Genomic DNA, 23,575 nt, shown 5'->3' on the forward strand with positions numbered 1-23,575 from the left:
ATTACATATTTTCCATTGATAATTAGAAGGTTATACTGATATTTTTGAGTTGTAATTTTTTGCAGAGGGATATATATGGTATTGTTTTTGTGTTGTACATTGGGATGTTGGTTTAGGATTTTTGGTCTTGAATCACACTATCTCGCTGATATATCACCCACCGAACAATTATTTTATGAAAAATGCCCCTGACTTTTTAAGGCTTAGAATTACCTTGGTTCTTTTCATTTTGTTTGTAGAATGTGACCGGATTTTTGCAAATGAAATCGAACTTCCAATTAATTCAGAAAACCTATTTGTTGACCCTGTATTATCCGGTCCGGACAACTTATGTATCATATTTGGAAGTGCCATAGCTGATTTTTCAGGAGGTGGTGAACCGACAACGGATGTCTATGATTGGGTAATCATAAATCCCTCGGGAGGAGAACATTTTACCAGAAACGGAGGAGCAACTTTTCAGAATATCAGTGTGCAATTTTCCCAATTGGGGAATTATACTGTCACATTGAGTGTGAGACGGGGAAATGATATCATATATACGGCTTCAAAAAACCTTTCTGTAATCCAAGGCCCTCAAATAGTTCTTCAGCCGGATTATTTATTGTGCGGCAGTACTCCTGCTGTCCTCACTGCCATTAATCCAACTACTCCAAACATCAGCCAATACACTTTTGAGTGGACCAATTCTGCCGGAGATATTGTAGGAAGCCAAAATGAATTGAGCGTACAAGATGAAGGGTATTATTTTATTTCACTGTTTTTGACAAATTCCTCAGGAGGGACGGATTGCCAAATAAACGGCGGAACATACGTAGGACAGCCTCGGGATTTCCGTTTGTTGATCAACAGTACTGAGGTCTGTATGGGAGAAATTGTCGAAATCGGGTTAGATACTCCCATTCCGGGCCAATGGTTAATTCAAAAAATCGGCGGAACAGAACTGATAGATTTTGGAAATGCATTTTCTCTCAGTTTGGATTCTGAGGAGGATCTTTTTGGGTCAGGAAATTACAGGGCTGTTTTTAGAGCTCAGGACAGCCAATACCCTGATTGTGTTTCGGAAAGAGAAATCAGGTTTTCTGTAAAGAACCAAGCTGAATTTATATATTCAAATGTCGTGGCCGCTTCCGGTTGCAATATGCAGGATGGAGGATTTTTGTTTACTGCCCAATCTGATTTGGATTTTCTTAGAATCAATGAACTTTCTTTGTTGGAAGCCGATCTTTCAGCAGGTGAAACAAGGTCTTTCTCCAATTTTTACCCGGGAATTTATGTCGTAGAGACACAATTGGATGGTTGTAACAGAACAGAGGTGGTAATTATTCCAAATAACAATCCTGACCCTGAAATGCTGTTTGAGGTGGTTGAAATAGGAGAGTCATGTTCAGAAACAGGAAAAGTAAACGGAATTATCAGGGTAAATTTATTGAACGGACCATACACAGGGGAATATAGGGTTGTGGAAGCTTCGGGAGCTGTGTTCTTCACCGGAGCCATTTCCAATGTCAGTTCCTTTGATGTATCTGTTCCAGGAAATAATTATGCTATAGAAATAATTTCACCCTCAGGATGTAAACTTCCTGAAAACAGGATTTTGGATATTCCTGTGAAGGAATTTGTGCCATTTTCTATTCCTGAAGAAGTCACAATCTGTGGTGATTTCGATTTTGTACCTGTTACAGAAGAGAACTTGACCTTTACTTTGATCAGTTCTTCAGGAACTGTAGAAACAAAAAATGCCGGTGAAGCTTTTGTGTTAACCCAATCTGGAAACTATACCTTGACAGGAACAAGTTTGGATCCAAGTCCTGAATTCTGCCCACGTACAATACCATTCTCAGTTGTAAACATAGCAGTTCCTAATTTCGAACCGGTTTTGGAAAGTGAAGATTGCTTTGGGAATAAACTTTACAAAGCAGAATTGTTTGGGGTTGATCCTTCAACAGTGTCAATCAGGTGGTATGATGAAAACCTGAAAATAGTAGGAAGGGGAGAAATGTGGTATCCGACTGCCTATGGTAATTTTTCTTTGGATGTACAGCCTAGAGGCTCAAGTCTATGCGGTTTCATTCCAAAACCTTTTGAAGTGAAGCAACCGGTTTTTGAGGTTGATGTGACTTTGACTGCGGGTTTGATCTGTGGTGATGGACAATTTACAACAGTAAAAATGGATTCGGATTTTGAAGAAGTAGACAGGATCGAATGGATCTTTATCGCTGCGGATGGGACACAGACTAATTTGACCCAGTTTGCCAACGAAAGAGAAATTGAAGCCGGAGAAGAAGGAACATATGAAGCTGTGGTTTTCAATCGGATCGGTTGTGAGATTGGAAGGGATTTGATCCTTGTATTGAAAAGTTATGATGATGCAAGACCGGATATAAAACCATTTTATTCTATATGCACTGAGTCTAATTATGGTGAAATCGTAAATCCTGGATCTTTTGAATCATACGAATGGTTTCTCAATGGAGAGTTTATTTCTGATGAACCTACATTGAATCTTAGAAGAGAAGGAAATTATACCTTATTGGTGACCAATGCCGATGGATGCATATTTGAATCTTCTTTCTCCACTTTTGAAGATTGTACCTTTCAAGCCATTCTTACTACAGGAATGAGCTTGAGCGATGTTAACAAACTTTTTGAAGTGTATGTGAATGATGCAGTAGAAAAGGCTCAAATCTGGATCCATAACAGAAACGGGGAGTTGATCCATTTCTGTGAAAACAGTGCTATTCAATCACGTGTAGCTTTTTGTCAATGGGATGGATTGGTGAGAGGCAAAGAAATACCGGTAGGTTCGTATACTGTCACCTTGAGGATCATCAGTACAAGGTTTGGATTAGAACAGAAATTCATCCAAAATCTTGTTGTGTTTGATTGATAATTCCGGATTTTTTCTTTTATCAAATCCTTGGATTCATAATTTTTTATGAAAGGGCATCACTATACCTGATATTTTTTATATTTTCCGTCTCAAATAAAATCAACCCCATTTAAAAGTCAATTGCAACCTTTTAAACCCAACCAATATGAACGAAAATTTAAACAAATCGGCATTATTTAATGCCAGTTGCTTTGCCCTAATTACTACTGCATTTACCTTCGCCATCCGTGCGGGTATTTTACCTCAGCTTGGAGATCAGTTTGGTCTTTCTGCCGAACAGCTTGGATTTATCAACTCCATGTGGTTTCTCGGATTTCCGATTTCTATGATCTTGGGTGGGCTTTTCTATCACACCATCGGTCCTAAAATCATCATGCAAATCGCCTTTATTGCACATACACTTGGAATTGTTTTGACCATTTATGCAGGAGGATATACAGGACTTTTAATTTCTACCCTATTTATTGGATTCGGTAATGGATGTACAGAAGCTGCCTGTAATCCTATGATTGCAGACATGTATTCAGGTCTTAAAATGAATAAAATGCTTAACAGATTCCACATGTGGTTTCCAGGTGGAATTGTTATTGGAAGTTTGATTTCCAAATTCATGACAGATTTTGGAATGGGTTGGCAAATGCAAATGTGGGTATTAATGATTCCTACTTTGATTTATGCATTCTTGTTTTTTGGAAAGGCATTTCCAAAGCCTACTGTTGAGGGTGTTACCTCCATTTCAAGTAATTTGAAGGCAATGTTCTCACCTGTCTTCATTTTCTTATTTTTCTGTATGGCATTGACTGCAATTTCCGAATTTGGACCACAGCAGTGGGTAAACGTCGTGATGAGTGAAAGTGGAGCAAGCGGTATGTTGATCTTGGCTTTGACCACGGGTATCATGGCAGTTGGAAGATTCTTTGCCGGACCTGTTGTTAAGACATTAGGTCAAACAGGTGTGCTTTTAGGCGGAGCTATTTTTGCCACAATTGGGATCTATATGTTTAGTACCGTAACAGGTCCAATGGCTTATTTAGCTGCTGTGGTTTTTGCAATTGGAGTTTGTTATTTCTGGCCGGTGATGGTGGGTGCTGTTGCACAAAGAGTGCCTTTAAGTGGTGCATTGGGTATGTCTATCATTGGTGGAGTAGGAATGTTCTCAACAGCGATTTTCCAACCAATTATTGGAAAATGGATTGACACAGCAAGGGCCATCCATGATACAGACCTACTTGCTGGTCAGGCAACTTTGCTCAAAATGGTCATGTTCCCGGCAATATTGATCGTCTTGTTTACGATATTCTTTATTTGGCAGAAAAACTCAAAAGTCGCCGCAGGAGCTGCGGCACACTAAAAACTTCAAAGCAGTCCGAAAGGGCTGCTTTTTTTTTGTCTTTTGTTTTGTAAATTCCATCATGAAAAAGTTGGTATTTATTTTCTTCTTTTTGGGTTCTCTGGTTACCGGTTTTGCTCAGGTCAATGGTCCAATCAAATTGTCAGAAAACAAGAGGTTCCTGGCTCAATCTGACGGAACACCTTTTTTTTGGATGGCGGACACCGCCTGGGAATTATTTCACAGAACTGATAGGGCAGAAGCAGAATACTATCTTGATACAAGGGTATCTCAGGGATTCAATGTTGTTCAGGCCGTAGCCTTGGCAGAATTGGATGGGTTAAATTCACCAAATTCCTATGGGGAAATGCCCTTTAGCTCGATTACACCTTTGGCCTTCAATGAAAAATATTGGGAGCATGTGGATTATATCATTGATCTAGCTGCGCAAATGGGAATCCATATAGCCCTTCTACCTACTTGGGGTGACAAGCTGTATAAAGACAGTTGGGGAATGGGTCCGGAAATATTCAATGAAGAGAATGCCTACACTTATGGAAAATGGATCGGAGCAAGGTACGCCGGAAAGAAAAACCTGATTTGGGTTTTGGGAGGCGACCGCAATCCCCGAAAAGACGCTGAAGATGTAGAAGTCTGGAATCAGATGGCAAAAGGAATCCAAGCTTCAGCCAAAACGGATAATCCGATTTTGATGACTTTTCATCCACAGCCAAACCGGCCGGCAGGTTCTTCGACTTGGTTCCACCAAGAGGATTGGCTGGATTTCAACATGCAACAAACGGGACATTGCCCCAATCAACCCACATACCGAATCATCAGTCACGATTACGGACTGAATCCAACCAAACCGACTATCGATGGAGAACCGCTCTATGAAGAACATCCCAATTGCTTCAATGCCAAAGAGCTTGGCTACAGTAATCCTGACGATATTCGAAGAATCATGTATTGGAATGTTTTTGCAGGTGGGGCTGGACAGACTTATGGCTGCCATGCGGTCTGGCAGATGTTTACTTTGGACCGACAGCCTATCAATGCACCCTTAAGACCCTGGAAAGTTTCTCTGGATCTCCCTATGGCTAATCAGGTCAAGCACCTCAAAAATCTTATGCTTTCAAAACCGTATTTCACCAGAATTCCTGATAATGACATGGTGATTAGCAAGCAAGAAGATGATGAGCATTTTGTCATTGCCACCAGGGATACAGAAGGATCTTATGCGATGGTTTATTTTCCTACCGGAAAAAGCGTGGAAGTAGATTTTTCAAAAATGAAAAATAGAACTCTGAAAGCCAATTGGTACGACCCGAGGACAGGTGTTAGTTTTCCTTATTCAGGAACTGAATTGGTCAAAGGAAAAAATAACATTACCCCCCCATCGAGTGGAAAAGGTCAGGATTGGGTATTGGTGGTGGAATAAGAATGGTAGGTTCAATTCCTAAAAGCCTCAAATTAAACCTGTACCATCCTCCAAACTTACCTCATAAAACTTTGGGGTAACTCCAAATCTGGATTCAAAAGCGGGTTGGATACTTTCTTTAAGGGCTTTGAGTTTTGCTTTTTCGACAATATTGATGGTACAGCCACCGAATCCTCCACCCATCATGCGACTGCCAAGGACGTAATCCTGTTCCTTGGTGAAATCAACTAAAAAATCAAGTTCAGGACATGACACCTCGTACAGTTTAGAAAGACCTTCGTGGGAAGCATACATTTTTTCTCCAAAACCTTTTAAGTTATTCTGGTCTAATAATGCTGATGCTGCCACCACCCTGTTGTTTTCTTCAATGATGTATTTACACCTGTTGAAAACTGTTAGGCTGATGTCAGATTGAATAGTATCCAATAGTGCCAAATCCATATCCCGTAGAGATTTTATGTCTGGGTTATTTTTTTTGGCAGCTTGGACACCTTCCTGGCATTCCTGTCTTCTTTTATTGTAGGCAGAATCTGCCAAAGAATGCTTCACACAGGTATCAATCAGCAGGATACTATGATTTGGCAAGTTCAGAGGGAAATGTTGGAAATCCATTGACCTGCAGTCCAATCGGATGACATGGCCTTTTTTGCCCATCACAGAGGCAAACTGGTCCATAATGCCGCATTGAACACCTGCAAAAACATGTTCTGCTTTTTGTGCATAATGGATCAATGAGCGCTTTGGAATATGAAAACCAAACAAAGTGGTCAATGCAAATCCGACAGCGGCTTCAAAGGCGGCAGAAGAAGAAAGTCCTGCACCGACTGGAATATCCCCGCCAAAAACCATATCGAATCCCTGAACAGCATATCCGGCTTGTTGCAATTGGGCAGTGACTCCCAAGATGTAAGTCGCCCAATGACCTTTTTTTGGACCAAAAGAATCAAGGTTGAAAGCGAATTCCTCTTCAAAATCTACTGAATAAACCTTCGCTTGTCGGGTACGGTTGGCAGCGATGGCGACAATCATTTTTTTATCAATGGCCGCCGGCATCACAAACCCTTCGTTGTAATCCGTATGCTCCCCGATCAGGTTAATCCTCCCGGGTGAATACACCATAAGTGGTTCTTTTTGGAACAATTCCTTGAAGATGGTCTCGATAGGTTTTTTCATTTATAAAATCTTCACTCTGCCGAAAAAACAAACTGCGTTCTTGATTGGAATACTTCTCCCGGCATCAGCAAGACTGAAGGGAATTCAGGTTGGTTGCAGGAATCCGGGAAATGCTGGGTTTCCAGACAGATGGCTGTTCTCTTGCCATAAGTAATGCCATTTTTTCCTTTGAAATCATTTCCCAAATAATTACCTGTGTAGACCTGAATCCCAGGTTCGGTGGTAGAAAGTGTCAATTTTCTTCCTGATTCTGGGTCATAAAGTACAGCGCAATCCTCAGGTTGGTTGAGGACAAAGCAATGGTCGATTCCTCCCGCAATTTCTAATTGGGAGTGTTCCCGGTGAATAGGTTCGCTGATTGTTTTCAGGTTTCTAAAGTCAAATGGAGTTCCGCCGACACTTGCGATTTCCCCTGTTGGTAAGCTGTTTTGGTTCATTGGAAGGTATTTCCCTGCGTCTACAAAGAATCCGTGCCCCTCGATTGTTTTGGAGAAATCGCCCGTGAGGTTAAAATATGCATGGTTGGTGGGATTGATGATTGTTTTCTCATCGGAGCACGCTTTATAACTGATCTCCAATCTGCCTGTTTCATCCAATGTATAAGTCACCCAAATGTCAATGGTGCCCGGATAATTTTCTTCACCAGCTTTGCTTTGGTAATAAAAAGTGACTCCCACAGAGTTATTGGTTTCAAATGGTTCTGATTCCCATACTTTCTTATTCCAGCCTTCCATTCCTCCATGCAGATGAATCCCGTTTAAGTTGGCTGGAAGTTCATATGTTTTTCCTTCCAAATGGAACCGATTGTCAGTAATCCTGCCCGCAATCCTTCCAATCGTCGATCCGATATAGCAATAATGTTCCAAATAATCTTTTTGCAAATACCCGTCTAAATTATCAAAACCCAATACCACGTCTTCCAATTTTCCATTTCGATCAGGTATTAAAAGGTGCGTCCAAGTTGCCCCATAATTCATGACAGAGACCTCAATTTGACGAGGAATACTAAATGTAAAAAGTTGGATTTCATCTCCTTTTGGAGTATTCCCAAATTTCTTGGAAGTTAATACAGGTTGCATAGGCTGGTTTGGGTATAAAAAAAGCCATTTAAGGCTTTAAGATTTTTTCTTCGAGGAATTACGTGGTACTAATGTGGTCAGCAATACAAATGACTGTGGATCGTCAGGCACGATTTCCTCCAACTGATCAAGTAAATGGTTGGCCGCAAGTTGTCCCATTTCATATCCAGGCTGTGAAACCGTCGTGAGGGAAGGTTCCACTACGGCTGAAGTTGGATTGTTGGTAAATCCTGCGAGTGCTATCTGTTCAGGTATTTTGATGCCCTTTTCCTTTAATACTATCATGACATCCACCGCGACAGGATCTATCATTGCAAAAATAGCATCTGGCAAATCCCCACTTTCAAGCATTTCAATTGTCACTTGGCGGTTCATTTCAGGCGTCAGGTCAGTGAAATAGACTTTACTTTCTTTTTCTGACAGACCATATTCGGCCAAAGCTTCCAAATATCCTTCTTTCCGTTTTTTACTGATATAAAGGTCCTCTGGCCCCGAGAAGTAGGCTATTTTTCTGCATCCCTGGTCCAGAAGGTGCTTCACTACCAAATAGGCACCATGTGCATCATCAACCGTAATTTTGGAGACTGGGATTTCTTCAGTCACCCTGTCAAACATGATGAAAGGAATTCCCCTGTCATAAATATCCTGAAGGTGTTCGTAGGTTTTGGTTTCTCTACTTAATGAAATCAACAATCCATCAACCTGTGACGAAACTAGTGTCCTGATATTGGCTTTTTCCTGATCAAATGACTCATTGGATTGGCAGATCATGATGTTGTAGCCACGCTTGTAAGCAGTATCTTGAATTCCGCTGATATTACTTGAGAAAAAATGGGAAGTCAATTCAGGTACTATCACTCCTAAAACCTTGCTTCGGCTGATCCTGAGACTTTGTGCCAAAAGGTTATATTGGTAATTCATGCTTTTGGCCATATCCACGATCCGTTTTTTGGTATCGGGATGGAGCTCAGGCGAGTCTTTCATCGCCCGGGAAACAGTAGAGACCGACACGCCAAGTTTTTTGGCTATCTCTTTCATTGTAACCTGATGGCCTTTTTTCATGATTTGTTGGTGGTTTTATAGGATTTTATTCTTGGTAAACAGTGAATAAAACTGTTTGACCTACAGCCTTAAGTGTTCTTTTATCTATTATTTCCATATTGTCCATATGGGTATGATGGTAGTGACCAAATCCTGCCCTAGGAGAAAATTCAATGATATCTACCATCGGAATCCCCGCATCTCTATTTACAAAAACATGGTCGTCAATGATTTCAGGAGCATTTTCCATGATAAAGAAGTCTGAATATCCCAATTCTGAGGCAAAATTCCACACTTTATTGACAATGTTTTTAGCATAGCGCATGGAATTGCCCTCTTTGAAGAACCTCGCACCTTTTGCCCCGACAAGATCTACCAATATGCCGTAGTAGGCTGAATAGCCTGCTTGGTGAGGATTTTTCGACCAATGCTGAGAACCGAGACACCACCAAACCTGTGAATTATTGGAAAAGGAGGTATGTTCAGGTTCTCCATCATCTTCCCCATCAAAAAGGATAAAATCAATCCCTATTTCAGGTTTTTGCTCCGAAATGCTGATAATCCTGGCAATCTCCAATAGCACACCCACACCCGATCCGCCGTCATTGGCACCATCTATAGGTTCATCAATCCTTTCGGTATCTTTGTCAGCAATCCTTCTTGTGTCCCAATGGGCAGCTAGAAGCACTCTTTTTTTCGCCGAAGGATTATAAGAAGCAATGACATTGGTCAGATTCCAAAGTTGGTTGTCATAGGTTTTGGCCTGAAAATCTTGTGTTTGAACGTCCAATCCAAAGCTTTCAAATTTTTGAACAAACCATTCTTTTGTTTTTTTATGCGGTTCCGTGTTGGGCACCCTTGGACCAAAATCCACCTGTTTTTGGATATAAGCGTAGGCTGAGTCAGCCACAAAATCGGGAACAGGTTTGTATGAGACCTGAACCTGACCGGAATCTGTTGTTTTGTCTCCGTTACAGGACCAAAGGAAAATGAATACAAGAATATATATTCCCCAATTACTCTTCATATGCCCAATCGATTTTGTCTTTCATATCCTTAACCACTATTCCCAAGTCTTTCAACCCATTCCGGATCTCATCCACTTTATCGTAGTTGCGGGCTGTTTTTGATTCAGAATAAAGTTTCAACAGAACATCCAAAAGGCCTTGTTGGTTATTGGCTACTTCTTCTTTTAGACCCAAAATTTTCTCTACAAAAATCACATAGGTCTGGATCATTTGGTAAAAGACATCCTTTCCAAATACCCCTACATTCAACTGACCTGTATAGACAGAATTGATTTTTTTCAACAAATTGAAAATTTGACCAATCGCCTGCGCTGTATTGAAGTCATCATCCATCGCACGGTAAGCATTGCTGATGCTGCTTTGGACCTGCTTGATCTGCTCCGCATCCAAAGCTATTGTTTCATCGGCAGCAAATTCCAATTTTTTTGCGATCCGTAAGCCATTGATGATTTTCTTATATCCTTTTTGGGCGGCTTTTAGGGCTTCATTGGAGAAATCCAAAGTGGACCGATAATGGGCCGTCAATATGAAATAACGGATCGTCATCGGGCTATAGGCTTGCTCCAGGAGTTTGTGGTCTCCGGTGAAAAGCTCCTGAAGGGTAATGAAATTACCCAATGATTTGCCCATCTTTTGCCCGTTGATGGTGATCATGTTGTTGTGCATCCAATACTTAGCAGGGTCCTGATGGTTGCAGGCATTGCCCTGTGCTATTTCACATTCATGGTGCGGAAACATCAAATCCATCCCGCCTCCGTGGATGTCGAACTGCTTTCCAAGGTACTTGGAACTCATCGCGGTACACTCGAGGTGCCAACCAGGGAAGCCCGTACCCCATGGTGATTCCCATTTCATCAGGTGTTCGGGAGAAGCATTTTTCCACAAGGCAAAATCAACAGCATTTCTTTTCTCACCCTGTCCGTCAAGGTCACGGCTTCCGCTGATCAGCTCCTCTAAAACCCGGCCTGAAAGCTTTCCATATTCATAAGTTTCATTGTATTTCAATACATCAAAATACACCGAACCATTGACCTCATACGCCAATCCTTCTTTCAAAATATCCTCCACCAAGGCGATCTGCTCAGGAATATGTCCTGTTGCCCTTGGTTCAATGCTCGGTTTCCAAGTATTGAGCGCCTCCATTTCACGGTGGTAAGTGTCAGTATATTGCTGCGCCACTTCCATCGGTTCCAATTGCTCCAATTTTGCTTTTTTTGCAATCTTGTCCTCGCCCTCATCCGCATCACCCTGCAAATGTCCTACATCTGTGATGTTGCGGACGTAGCGTACACGATAGCCAAGATGCGTAAGGTATCTATTGACAGTATCAAAAGTGATTGCCGGTCTAGCATGGCCTAGATGCGCATCTCCGTATACGGTAGGACCGCAGACATACATGCCAACAAAAGGAGGGTTGATCGGTTCAAAATCTTCTTTCTTGCGGGAAAGAGTGTTGTAGATTTTTAGATTATGGGTCATAATATAAGGGTACGGAATACCAAAGAATAAAGGTATTTAAAATGAAGACGCAAAATAGAAAATAGAAATCGGGAATGAAAAGAAATGTCTGGAGATCAATTTTTAAATTGAAGTGACATGCGGAATGGTCTTTCTTAACATACTAGGATATATGCTGTATCAAAATATCGAAAATTTTCCATTTATTAGTTCTGTACTCCATTAAAACCAAGTAGCCTACACCACAGTCACTTGGACATATGGTTGTGTCAAAATAAATAACTCCAATATCTTTTTCATGATAAAACCTTGAAATTGAAATTTCGCCACCGCATAAAAAGTCTAATTGATTGTTATATAATTGGGTTCGGTCTGGGAATTTGGAATTGGACTTGAGTTTATATTTTCCTTTTTGTGGGAATGAATAATAATCTATCAGCAATGGTTCCAAATTTCCCTTAACTAATCTGTCAACGAGCGGAAGAAATTTCAGATAAGCTAAATTTTGTAGTAATGAATCAGGCCTAATACTGCATATATCACAAGAATTAAAAAGATAATCTTCAGACATCAAAAATATGAAAGTACTGTCAACTTTTCTGTTTTCAATTTCTCTTAATTGTTTATTGTAGCTATCCATCAATTCATTTGTCAATAGCTCATTTAAGTTAATTGAATCAAACTTATGAGTAGAAATAGAATCATCAAAATAAAATGGAGGAGGTAGCCTAAAATAAATGTCCTCTGGAAAATAGTTAAGGTTTTCCAATTCTAACAACATATCACTAATTGCTTCTAAATCTTTAGGCTTTTTCTCACCACAGGAAAGAAAAATGAAGGAAGCGGCGAAAAAAAATACAAACAAGAGCGATCTCAAATTTGCACAGCCTTTCGCAATTGATTTGATACCTAAAGTTTGCATACAACTTTCATTTATGAAATTTATTTCAATATACTAACAAAATAAATTTTCATGGTTCACGGAGAAAGTATTATGTCATTAAAAAAAAAGGATTATATCGTGAATAGCTCCAAAAATTAGAAACCCTTCAAACTTATAAAGTTTGAAGGGTTTTATATTGTTTTGACTATCGCCTCTCGCTTCTAATTTCTCGCTTCTTGCAAATCAATGCTTGAAATGTCTCACACCTGTCATCACCATACTCATGCCATGTGCATCGCAGAAGTCGACGCTGTCTTGGTCCTTGATAGATCCGCCGGGTTGGACGACAGCAGTGATTCCTGCTTCATGGGCAATTTCCACGCAGTCAGGAAAAGGGAAAAATGCGTCTGAAGCCATCACGGCACCTTTCAGTTCAAAACCAAAAGATTTCGCCTTTTCGATCGCTTGTCTCAATGCATCAACTCTTGATGTCTGTCCCACTCCCGAAGCAAACAATTGGTTGCTATTGCTCAGGATGATCGTATTGGATTTGGTATGCTTGCAGACTTTGGCAGCAAATACCAAAGCGTCCTGTTCTTCGTTCGTTGGGGTGATTTTGGTCACTACTTTGAAGTCGGCTTTGGTTTCGGTCTTCAAATCTTTGTCCTGTTCGATGATGCCATTGAGCAAAGTTTTGATTTGCTTCGTGCCCTCGATCTGGATTTTCTGCCTGAGCAGGATTCTGTTTTTCTTTCCTTTGAGCAATGCCAAAGCATCCTCGTCAAAAGAAGGAGCAATCAGCACTTCAAAGAAAAGGCTGTGCATTTCTTCGGCTGCCGCAAGGTCTACGTTTTGGTTGGTTATCAAAACTCCCCCAAATGCGGAGGTGGTATCCGCCTCGAAAGCTTTCTTGTAAGCTTCCTGAACGGTTTTGGCGGTTGCTACTCCGCAAGCATTGGTATGTTTTAGGATGGCAAACGCCGTTTCTCCTTCAAATTCAGCAATCAAGGCCACTGCCGCATCCACATCCACCAAGTTGTTGTAGGATAATTCCTTACCGTTCAATTGGTCAAACAAAGCCTCCATGTCTCCGTAGAAATGGGCGGCCTGATGTGGGTTTTCTCCGTAGCGTAATGCCTTGGCTTTTGTTTCGGAGATTTTGAGGGCAGGGATATTTTCAGTTTTGTTAAAAAAGTTGAAAATATGGGTATCATAATTCGAAGAAACCTGAAATGCCTGCGCCGCAAAATACCGTCTGTCTTCCAAAGTCGTTGCACCATCTTGTCGGCTTAGTCTTTCTTCAAGTTCAGCGTATTGTCCTTTGGAGGCGATGATGACGACATCCTTGAAGTTTTTGGCAGCAGCACGGATCAATGAAATCCCGCCGATGTCTATTTTTTCGATGATATCTGCTTCGGAAGCTCCCGAGGCGACAGTTTCTTCAAATGGATACAAGTCCACAATCACAAGATCAATAGCAGGAATATCAAATTCAGTGGCTTGGGAAATATCTCCGGAATGGTCTCTTCGGTGTAGAATTCCTCCAAAAATCTTTGGATGAAGGGTTTTTACACGTCCTCCGAAAATTGACGGATATCCTGTCAATTCTTCAACAGGGATGACTTCAGCACCTTGTTGTTCGATAAATGCCTGAGTACCGCCGGTAGAGTAGATTTTCACTCCTTGGGCTTTCAGTTGGGCAATGATAGGTTCGAGATTGTCTTTGTAATAGACCGAAATGAGGGCGGATTGTATTTTTTTGGTAGCCATGTTTGAATGAATCCCACAAAGACACTTTTCAGATCAGGAATAGTGTGCTATTGGGGTGATTTATTTATTGGAAATTTTTCAAGTCGCAAAGGTAGGAAAACCAAGGGATTATAGCAGGCTTTCAATCACATTTGGGAAGTATTTGTGCTCAAGTTGATGGACTTTATCAGCAATATCGTCAGGAGTATCGGAGGGAAGTACAGGTACAGCTGCCTGAAAGATGATTTTTCCTTCGTCATAATGTTCATTGACCATGTGTATGGTGATTCCTGTTTCAGCATCCCCTGCATCTTTCACAGCTTGGTGGACATGGGCACCATACATTCCTTTTCCGCCATAACTTGGTAACAGAGCAGGGTGGATGTTGACAATTTGATTTGGCAATTTTTGAATTAGATTATCAGGAATTTTGAGTAGGAAGCCCGCCAAGACTACCAAATCGATCCCTAAAGTCTGAAGTTTGTCGGTTAGGATTCCGGACTCAAGTTCTGATTTTGAAAAAATGAAGGTTGGTACCTGAAATTTCTTAGCCCTTTCTAGTACGAAAGCGTCTTTTTTGTTAGAGGCTACTAAGACAACTTCACCTTTTTGGGAATTTTGGAAATACTCCATGATTTTCTCCGCATTGGTACCGCTACCTGAAGCTAGGATGGCTATTTTTTTCAAGGTTTCTTGGCTTTTTTTGAAGCTGTAAAAATAGAGGATTGGTATTTAAAATTCCTTTTTAATCCTAGAATAAATCATCCAAGGTTTTTTCTGACAATTATTGTTCTGGACCCAATACAATTTTAACCAAAAATTGTATTGAACTCAAAACAATATTCTAATTATGAATTTTTTTAATCTCAAATCTCACATCTCAAGTCTCTTTCACAAAAAAGCCATGCTCAAAATCCCCGTAATCATCAGCATCTTGGAAAGAATACTCAGTTGGGTGAAATGGGCTTTGCGGTCAGCCATATAGATTTTATACATAAAGATGAAAAAGAGAATACTCAGACCTCCAAAGTAAAAGTACAGCTGGGTATTATTGATCTTAAAAGTCACTACCAAAATCGCACAGATAAAGCAAAAGGCAATCAGAAAGATGATCCTTTTGGTATTGCGGAAGCCAAACACAATGGGAAGCGTGCGACAACCGTGTTTTCTGTCGCCCTGTCTGTCCTCAATGTCTTTTAGGATTTCCCGGATCAAGTTAATGAAGAAAGCAAAAATGGCATAAGTGAGCACTAGCAGTTCAGACTTTTGGTAGTAATACCCAATCATCCAAATGGCAGTTCCTGTCAATAAGGCCACAGTGAAGTTCCCGATAAATGGAAGCCTTTTCAAAGAATTGCTATACAACCAAAGCAAAAAAGAAGCAATGAAATTGATCAAAGCTATTCTTGGACTAACGATAAGTCCGATTCCAACTCCGGTGAGGTTTAGGAATGAGTGAAAGAATATAACAACCCTTCTTTTCATTCCCTTGCCAATGATGACTTCATCGGGTTTGTTGATATAGTCTATTTTGACATCATAATAATCATTGATCATATATCCTGCAGCAGTCAAAATTACTGTGGAAAGAATGATCAGGTAAAGATTGATATCCTGTAATATCGGAAGACCTTTTCGTGTAGTCTCTACCAAAAAATAAGCAGTCATGAGCTGCGCAAATGCCACAATCACCAGATTTAAGGGTCTGCTGATTTTGAAAAGACTCCAAAAAGAAAATTTTTTGGCTTTGACCGTAGCGCTCATGATTCAAAATTAAAACAAAAATGGTCAGGAACTTGGATATATTCCTGACCACTATCAACTTTATTTTAAGCAATTAGGTTTTGGGGATTCTGCTTATTTCTTATTCAAATTTGGAAGCCTGGTTTTTTGCAGAAGACCTTCCTCTTTCATCAATTTTTCAATTTCGGCAATGGTTCTAGGCACAAATTCACTCAGGTTTTCATTTCCTTCTTTGGTGATCAAAATATTATCCTCGATCCGGATGCCGATTTTCCACCACTTTGGATCTACCGGACTGCCTTCTGGAATATAAATGCCCGGTTCTACCGTCAGGATCATTCCGGGTTCCAAAATGCCATAAGCACCCCGGTCATGAACATCCAGACCTAAATGATGCCCGATACCATGCGGAAAATACGGATGCCTTTCTCCCGGCTTGACGATTCCCAAAGCTACCAACCCATCGTTTATGACTTTACGTGCAACGGCATCTACTTCTCTGTAATCAGCGCCAACCACACAAGCTTTTGTCCCTGTCTCTAATGCTTTCAAAACGATTTCATAAATGGCTTTTTCCTCAGGAGAAAAAACACCTTTGACAGGGGCCGTTCTTGTGATGTCACCGGAATAGCCTCTGTATTCTGCCCCGATATCCATCAGGACAACACCCTCTTGAAGGTTTATCACATGGTTCTCCACATAGTGCAGAATAGTGGAGTTGTTACCCGAACCGACAATCGAACCATAACCGACATATTCTGCTCCCATGGCTTTATGGACAAATTCATGTGCTCCTTGGATTCCTCTCTCTGTTGTGCCAGGTTCGATAGATCTGAACGCTTCTATATGGCCATATCCAGAGATTGCTACGGCTTTTCTCAAAAGATCAATTTCTTCTGGGGTTTTGACTACCCTCAATTTTTCCATGAGGTTATTCAAAGCCATATCGGCTGGTTTTGTCGGAGTGGAATGGGCAGATTTTAATGCAGCTACCATTGCCTTTAGCGGATTGTTGTAATCGTTTCTTTCAATTTCCCCCATATCAAAAGAAAACACACTTTTCAATTGCTTCAGGTCAATTACCGGATTTTTTAGAAAATCAGAATAAAGATAAACATGCTCAAATCCGAGCTTTTCTTTGACTCCTTGCACACCCAATCTTTCACCGTCCCATTGTTCTTTGGTAGGGTCTTTGGGTTGGATATAGATGATTTCACTGACTGTTTTTCCTTCTATTGTCTGAGGGCTTTTAAAAATGATCAGAGCAGAATTCGGCTCCCTAAAACCTGTGAAATAATAAAAATCGGAGTTTGGTCTATAGGTAAAATCAGTGTCGTTGGAGCGGTTTTTGACTGGATTGTTGAAAAAAACCGCAGCTGAGTTTTCAGGTAGCAAAGCCCTCAGTGCTTCCCTCCGGCCTTTGTGGAATTCGGGACTCAAACCATCAGCGAAAAAAGATTGAGCAAGTAGGTTGTTTTCAACTAACAGGAGGGTAATTAAAGCAAAAAGGAAAATGCCGGAGAATTTGAATTTCATTTAGTTTTATTTTTTGATTAGGTGGGAAATATAGTGCCCCTTTAATAAAATAAGTAAACCGATAATGGAAAATTGAATCCCATTCCTTACAATAACCCGCCGATTAACAAATTGGTAAAATGCTACCAAAATTGAAATCCCTATATTTGCCGAAATTTAAACACCTATTGAGAATGAAAAAATTGATGACTGTTTTCATGTTTGTACTTTTTAGCCTTTCAGCATTTTCCCAAAACCAAAAAAACACCTCTTCACCAAAACCAAAGATTGTGGTAGGAATCGTAGTGGATCAGATGAGGCAGGAATATTTTTATAAATTCCAAGAAAGGTATACCGAGGGCGGTTTTAAAAGACTGATGAAAGACGGCTTCATGATGAAGAATGCCCACTACAATTATATTCCAACCTATACAGGCCCAGGTCATGCATCGGTCTACACCGGAACGACACCGGCTACCCATGGCATTATTGCCAATGACTGGTATGTGCGAAGTCTTGGCAGGACGATGTATTGTGCGGAAGACAGCACAGTCAATGCAGTAGGAGGGGATGCTGAAAACGGGAAAATCTCTCCGCGGAATATGTATTCGACCACGATCTCTGATGAAATGAGATTTGCATCAAACAAAAGGTCGAAAGTCATTGGAATTGCCATCAAAGACAGAGGAGCCTCCCTTCCCGCAGGTCATTTAGGAGATGCCTATTGGTTTGACAACATTACAGGCAATTTCATGACTTCAACATACTATTATGATTCTTTGCCCACTTGGGTACAAAAGTTCAATGAAAGGAAACTGGCAGAGAAATACAGTTCCAAAAAATGGGAAACACTTTTCCCCATCGAAACTTACAAACAAAGTATTGCGGATGACAATACATTCGAGGGTCCTTTTATAGGTCAAGAGAAGACAGTTTTCCCATATGACTTGCCAAGTCTGATGGAAAACAATGGGGGTCTTGGCATAATCGCCGGGACGCCATTTGGAAATACCCTCACCTTGGATATGGCATATGCAGCTATTGAAGGGGAGAAGTTGGGCAAAAGAGGAGAGACCGATCTACTTGCAATCAGCTTTTCTTCACCCGATTATATCGGACACCGGTTTGGGCCGACGTCCGTAGAGTTGGAAGATAACTACTTAAGGCTGGACAGGGAATTGGAGCAATTTTTCAATTTCCTCGACAAAGAATATGGCAAAGATGAGTATTTGGTTTTCCTGACGGCCGATCATGCAGTGGCTGATATTGTGGATTATATGTTGAGCGAAAATGTCCCTGCCGGAAACTTCAATACCCGTTATATCCTAACCCAAATGAGAGGATTTTCAATTTTGAAATATGGTGAAGGAAACTGGATTTCAAGTTTTACCAACGAGCAGGTTTTTTTGAACTATGATCTGGCAAAAGAAAAGGGGGTTGATATAGAAGAAATGCAGCGTTCACTGGCAGAATTTTTATTGAAATTTCCAGGGATCAAAGAAGTGTATACCGGAACAGATATGAGAAGAATGGATTATCTGACAGGAAAAAAATCATTGCTTCAAATGGGATATAACCACAAAGCCTCAGGTGACTTGTTGCTTGTGCTGGAACCTGCATGGTTAAGTAGCTCTTTTAAAGGAACAACACACGGAACTGGCTATACCTATGATACCCATGTGCCGATTGTGTTTATGGGATGGAAAGTCCCGCAAGGAGAAAGTTCAAGATACGCGACCGTTACAGACATAGCACCGACTCTCTCCATGATGCTGAATATCCGTCTTCCCAACGGCGCCACGGGTCAACCAATATTGGAAATAGTGGATAAAAAATGATTCGGACCAAATAGATACTGGACATTTGGTTAATATCTGTCCATAGACCACAGTCGACGGTCCATTGCCACTTCAATTGAACCTCACTCCGAGTTTTAAATGGTTAAGGAAAGAAAGTGTAAATACATAACTAGTATATGTTAGAGTTAATCATTTTCAAAAAAAAAGAACAGCTTCCCATTTTTAATGGGAAGCTGTTTTGCTTTCAAAACCTGCTCAAATAACCATTAACCATTAACCAATTAACCATTAACCTACTCCTTCCAGGACATCGGATAGTTTGGGTCAACAAATTCAAGACCTTGGGTAGTGACCTGTAATGGCTTGAATGTGTCAAGCATCACGGCAATCTCTTCTGTAGATTTTGCCCCTATGGATTTTTCTACTGTTCCCGGATGCGGACCATGCGGAAGTCCGCCCATGTGTATGGTAAATGAGCCTCGGTCAATGCCTTTTCTGCTCATAAATTCGCCTTCGGCATAATAGAGAACCTCATCAGAATCGATATTGCTGTGGTTGTATGGGGCAGGAATGGCCAAAGGATGGTAATCAAACAGCCTTGGCACAAAAGAACATATCACAAATCCCCAAGCCTGAAAAGTCTGGTGTACCGGAGGCGGTTGGTGGATTCGGCCGGTGATCGGCTCAAAATCATGGATCGAGAGTGCATAAGGATACAAATAACCATCCCATCCGACGATGTCCAATGGACTGTGCCCGTACGTATAGGGATGGAGCATTCCTCCTTTTTTGATCTGTACGAGATAATCCCCCGTTTCTGATTCGATGACCAATTCACTTGGAGTGCGGATGTCCCTTTCGCAGTAGGGAGAATGTTCCAATAATTGTCCCACTTCATTTCGGTATCTTTTGACAGTTTCAATCGGGCCGTGAGATTCGATCACCAATAGCCGCAAAGGGCCTTCTTCTTTCCATTCAAACCTATAGATCGTAGTCCTCGGAATCACAATGTAATCACCTTGGCGTACTTCCAGTTTTCCAAATTGGGAATACATCACACCTTCACCATCATGAACATAGATCAGTTCATCACCATCTGCATTTTTGAAGAAAAAGTCCATTTTTCGCTGCTCGGGTGTGCAAATCCCCATCATCACATCATTATTCATCATGAGCATTTTGCGGGCAGAAAGATAATTCTTACCAGTAATACCGACACCGGAAGTTTTGAGATGTGTCTGTTGCAACCCATGTGCTTTGGCAGGTTCCCAAGAATAAGGGGTAGCTTTCCCTATGGATTTGACATCGTTGGGATTGTAAATATGGTAAAGATTGGAATAGATGCCGGAAAATCCCTTGGAGCTGACGAGTTCTTCTTTGTAAAGGCTCCCATCAGGCTGTCTGAATTGGGTATGTCTTTTTGGGGGAATATTCCCCAATCTGTGGTAATAAGCCATTTGTATTTGGGTTTATATATCTGACAAATTTATAAAAAATGAAATATCATTCTTCCGGGATGGAAATTAAAATAGACAGCAAAAAAAAGAGCGGCAGAGGCCGCTCTTTTACTTATTTTAGTTTTGGTTTTCTTTTCCAAATAGGAATTTGCTGAGTTCCTCTTTTGCTGCGCCTGTTTTCTTTTGGAGCCTACCGAGCAACTGGTCTTCTTGACCTTCTGCATAAACAAGGTCATCATCTGTGAGTTCCCCGTATTTTTCTTTTAATTTACCTTTCAGTTCGTTCCAGTTTCCTTTGATCTTTAAGTCAAGTGACATAATAGCTTTGGTTTAAGTTTAAAATAAAATACATTTTAAATGAAACAAATACCATTCCAAAGTAAAAATATTAGATATTTATTATGAAAAATATTGTAAAACCAATTTATTTCTTTCTTTTGATGGCTTTTGGATGTAATGAAAAGGATCAGAATCTAGTCTGGTCAGATGAATTTGAAACAAATGGCCTTCCGGACTCAACCAAATGGACTTATGATGTCGGTGATCACGGTTGGGGCAACAATGAATTGCAATATTACACCAAAGAAACCCTTGCCAATGCAAGGGTTGAAAATGGGAACCTGATCATTGAAGCACATCAGGACAGCAGTTATGCTAAGGCTTACACTTCGGCACGATTAGTTACCAAAGGTAATGCTTCGTGGCAATACGGATATATTGAGATTAAAGCCAAATTGCCCTCTGGCTTGGGGACTTGGCCGGCGATATGGATGCTTCCCGAAGAAAACAAATACGGGGGATGGCCCAAAAGCGGCGAAATCGACATCATGGAGCATGTAGGCTATGACCAAGGAACTGTTCACGGGACGGTTCATACTGAGGCTTTCAATCACAGGATCGGGACGCAAAAGGGAGCTACCAAATCAGTTCCTACCTGTTCAGAGGAATTCCATATTTATGCCATCGATTGGCAGGAAAAGAAAATTGATTTTTATATCGACGGGGAACTGTACCATACTTTTGTAAATACTGAAAAAAATACCGCAGAATGGCCATTTGATATGCCGTTTCACTTGATCATGAACATTGCAGTTGGCGGAGATTGGGGAGGCAGCAAAGGTGTTGCTGCTGATATTTGGCCCCAAAGGATGGAAGTGGATTATGTGAGAGTTTATAAAGAAAAGCCGGAGGAAGTTAAATAAGGAAAATTGAAAGCCTGACTTTTCAATGGAATTGAGCAGGGTCAATTCATCCAATTTGGCCCTATCCACTTTTAAACATGTAATTTTTCGGTTACGATCGAAGAATTACATGTTTATTTTCGGTTAGGTTGGAAAAGCTTCACAAGGAATCAAAGTTTCAAAGCATTCCTCATCCATAAGAAATTACTTTTTAAGATAACATTCAATTACCCAGAAGTAGAACCAATACTCACATCGCCACTCCATTAAAAGGATTGAACCGTCGCCTGCCGACTGACATGCCGATGGCGCGGCAGACGGTTTTGTCGCCATATCTGGTATTGAGCCGGTCGAGGGCCTGGTAAAGCCGGATCTGCTCCTGCGTATCTTCGAAGAGGTTGATCTGGTAATTGCCATGGACAAGGTGGCTGAAGCGCACCCCGATCAGACGGATCAGCATACGGCGGTTGTACAGTTTTTTGAACAATTCCTTCACGATCGGGATCAGCGTATGGTCCGCAGAAGTGTAAGGCACGCGCTGCTGCACGGTATGTGTATCAAAATCCGAATAACGGATCTTCACACTCACGCAGGCTGTAAGCTGTTGCTTTTGGCGCAGTTTGGTGGAGATCTGCTCCGTCATGGCGATGAGGTTTGCTTCGAGCATCTTGACATCGATAGTGTCCTGCTCGAAGGTGTTTTCGGTCGAAATGGATTTTGCTTCGGAATAGGGTGTCACAAGGGAGCGGTCTATGCCGTTGGCTTTTTCCCAGATCATGGTGCCGTTTTTCCCAAAAGTAGCTTCCAGCAGTTCGGCGGGCATGACCTGCAGCGTCTGTACCTTTTTGACGCCCATATTGTATAAGGTGTGCGAAGTTTTTTCTCCGATCATGGGAATCTTGCGGACGGATAGGGGAGCGAGAAAGGGTTTTTCCATCCCATAGGGGATTTCCTTTTCGTTGTTGGGTTTGGCTTCTCCGGTGGCTACTTTGGAGACAGTTTTGTTTTCCGAAAGCCCCAAAGAAATCGGCAGACCGCTTTCTTTGATGATCCTTTTGCGGAGTTCATGCGCCATCTTGAAGCAACCAAAAAACCTGTCCATACCGGTATAGTCGATATAAAATTCATCGATGGAGGACTTTTCAAACAACGGCACATCCTCCCGGATGATCTCGGTGATCTCGTGGGACTTTTGGCTGTACTTCTCAAAATCCCCCCGGATGATCAGTGCCTCCGGACAAAGCTGCCGCGCCGTGCGCATGGGCATGGCGGAGTGCACACCAAACTTCCTCGCCTCATAGCTGCAGGAAGCCACGACTCCCCGGTCTCCCGATCCGCCGATGAGAATGGGTTTTCCATTCAGCCTGCTGTCATACAGCCGCTCCACCGATACAAAAAACGAATCCAGATCCATGTGGACAATGCTCCTCTTCCTTTCCATAATATGTCAATTTAATAAACATTTTAATGTTTATAATTTAGACATATTTTTCAATACCGAAAAGTAAGAAAAATGAAGGTTTACCGGAAATCCAAAAATACTGTGACAATTGCCTGTAGCTTTCTTATGACTTTTAGAAAACGAATAAGGGTTGAACTCTGTCATTCTAAGTTTTTAACAATTTTGAAATGTTAAGAAAGGGTAATGGCGATGGAATTCCCGTCATCCTGAATCCGAGGTACGAGGATGAAGGATCTCAAAAAAAGAGACTCTTCGCTACACTCAGAGTGACGGCTCCGACGAATTCGTAATTGGTAACCGTAGCCTGCGAAGGTGAAGAATCTCTCTTAATCGAGACATTTCA

18 protein-coding genes are annotated in these 23,575 nt (G+C 41.2%); 5 read left to right on the forward strand and 13 right to left on the reverse strand.

What is annotated here, in order from left to right; all coding sequences use genetic code 11:
* Window positions 1-175: 175 nt before the first annotated feature.
* From NK987_RS19320 to NK987_RS19330, 3 genes are all read left to right on the forward strand, one after another.
* Window positions 176-2,890, forward strand: a complete 2,715-nt coding sequence (locus tag NK987_RS19320) for a hypothetical protein (protein WP_259265187.1) — start codon at window positions 176-178, stop codon at window positions 2,888-2,890.
* Window positions 2,891-3,038: 148 nt separating this feature from the next.
* Entirely contained in the window at window positions 3,039-4,244 is a 1,206-nt protein-coding gene (locus NK987_RS19325) for an MFS transporter (RefSeq protein WP_259265188.1), read from the forward strand.
* A 61-nt stretch (window positions 4,245-4,305) separates the two neighbouring features.
* Window positions 4,306-5,664 (forward strand): glycoside hydrolase family 140 protein, encoded by a 1,359-nt coding sequence (locus NK987_RS19330; RefSeq protein ID WP_259265189.1) that lies wholly within the window; start codon window positions 4,306-4,308, stop codon window positions 5,662-5,664.
* Window positions 5,665-5,691: 27 nt separating this feature from the next.
* Here the strand turns inward: NK987_RS19330 and galK are convergent, their stop codons facing one another.
* From galK to NK987_RS19380, 10 genes are all read right to left on the reverse strand, one after another.
* Window positions 5,692-6,837, reverse strand: a complete 1,146-nt coding sequence (galK, locus tag NK987_RS19335; RefSeq protein WP_259265190.1) for a galactokinase — start codon at window positions 6,835-6,837, stop codon at window positions 5,692-5,694.
* 11 nt (window positions 6,838-6,848) lie between these two features.
* The gene (locus NK987_RS19340; protein WP_259265191.1) at window positions 6,849-7,916 is read right to left on the reverse strand and encodes an aldose epimerase family protein; all 1,068 of its coding nucleotides are present in this window, start codon (window positions 7,914-7,916) and stop codon (window positions 6,849-6,851) included.
* A 36-nt stretch (window positions 7,917-7,952) separates the two neighbouring features.
* The gene (locus NK987_RS19345; protein WP_259265192.1) at window positions 7,953-8,978 is read right to left on the reverse strand and encodes a LacI family DNA-binding transcriptional regulator; all 1,026 of its coding nucleotides are present in this window, start codon (window positions 8,976-8,978) and stop codon (window positions 7,953-7,955) included.
* Between the two features lie 25 nt (window positions 8,979-9,003).
* Entirely contained in the window at window positions 9,004-9,984 is a 981-nt protein-coding gene (locus tag NK987_RS19350) for a M28 family peptidase (protein WP_259265193.1), read from the reverse strand.
* Window positions 9,974-11,464 (reverse strand): cysteine--tRNA ligase, encoded by a 1,491-nt coding sequence (gene cysS / locus NK987_RS19355; protein ID WP_275982576.1) that lies wholly within the window; start codon window positions 11,462-11,464, stop codon window positions 9,974-9,976. The genes NK987_RS19350 and cysS overlap by 11 nt, the downstream gene beginning before the upstream one ends.
* Window positions 11,465-11,606: 142 nt before the next feature.
* A complete protein-coding gene (locus NK987_RS19360) occupies window positions 11,607-12,365 on the reverse strand; it encodes a hypothetical protein (protein WP_259265194.1) in 759 nt (252 codons plus the stop codon).
* A gap of 204 nt (window positions 12,366-12,569) precedes the next feature.
* Window positions 12,570-14,096, reverse strand: a complete 1,527-nt coding sequence (gene purH, locus NK987_RS19365) for a bifunctional phosphoribosylaminoimidazolecarboxamide formyltransferase/IMP cyclohydrolase (RefSeq protein ID WP_259265195.1) — start codon at window positions 14,094-14,096, stop codon at window positions 12,570-12,572.
* 108 nt (window positions 14,097-14,204) lie between these two features.
* Window positions 14,205-14,762, reverse strand: a complete 558-nt coding sequence (gene purN, locus NK987_RS19370; RefSeq protein ID WP_258424385.1) for a phosphoribosylglycinamide formyltransferase — start codon at window positions 14,760-14,762, stop codon at window positions 14,205-14,207.
* A 204-nt stretch (window positions 14,763-14,966) separates the two neighbouring features.
* On the reverse strand, window positions 14,967-15,839 hold the full coding sequence (locus NK987_RS19375; protein WP_258424384.1) for a geranylgeranylglycerol-phosphate geranylgeranyltransferase: 873 nt from the start codon (window positions 15,837-15,839) through the stop codon (window positions 14,967-14,969).
* A 93-nt stretch (window positions 15,840-15,932) separates the two neighbouring features.
* Complete coding sequence (locus tag NK987_RS19380; RefSeq protein ID WP_259265196.1) at window positions 15,933-17,354, reverse strand: aminopeptidase P N-terminal domain-containing protein; 1,422 nt, start codon at window positions 17,352-17,354, stop codon at window positions 15,933-15,935.
* Between the two features lie 173 nt (window positions 17,355-17,527).
* Here NK987_RS19380 and pafA point away from each other — a divergent pair, with 173 nt between their 5' ends.
* A complete protein-coding gene (gene pafA / locus NK987_RS19385; RefSeq protein ID WP_259265197.1) occupies window positions 17,528-19,171 on the forward strand; it encodes an alkaline phosphatase PafA in 1,644 nt (547 codons plus the stop codon).
* Window positions 19,172-19,425: 254 nt separating this feature from the next.
* On the opposite strand, the gene NK987_RS19390 is transcribed toward pafA, so the two are convergent.
* Together NK987_RS19390 and NK987_RS19395 are read right to left on the reverse strand one after the other, a co-directional pair.
* A complete protein-coding gene (locus NK987_RS19390; RefSeq protein WP_259265198.1) occupies window positions 19,426-20,589 on the reverse strand; it encodes a homogentisate 1,2-dioxygenase in 1,164 nt (387 codons plus the stop codon).
* Window positions 20,590-20,706: 117 nt separating this feature from the next.
* Complete coding sequence (locus NK987_RS19395) at window positions 20,707-20,907, reverse strand: CsbD family protein (RefSeq protein ID WP_258424380.1); 201 nt, start codon at window positions 20,905-20,907, stop codon at window positions 20,707-20,709.
* Between the two features lie 83 nt (window positions 20,908-20,990).
* Here NK987_RS19395 and NK987_RS19400 point away from each other — a divergent pair, with 83 nt between their 5' ends.
* Window positions 20,991-21,791, forward strand: coding sequence for a glycoside hydrolase family 16 protein (locus NK987_RS19400; RefSeq protein WP_259265199.1), 801 nt, complete (start codon window positions 20,991-20,993; stop codon window positions 21,789-21,791).
* A 229-nt stretch (window positions 21,792-22,020) separates the two neighbouring features.
* Here NK987_RS19400 and dinB read toward each other — a convergent pair whose 3' ends face one another.
* Entirely contained in the window at window positions 22,021-23,211 is a 1,191-nt protein-coding gene (gene dinB, locus NK987_RS19405; protein WP_258424378.1) for a DNA polymerase IV, read from the reverse strand.
* Window positions 23,212-23,575: the final 364 nt, after the last annotated feature.

This window comes from Aquiflexum gelatinilyticum (assembly GCF_024813435.1).
Taxonomy (GTDB): Bacteria; Bacteroidota; Bacteroidia; order Cytophagales; family Cyclobacteriaceae; genus Cognataquiflexum; species Cognataquiflexum gelatinilyticum.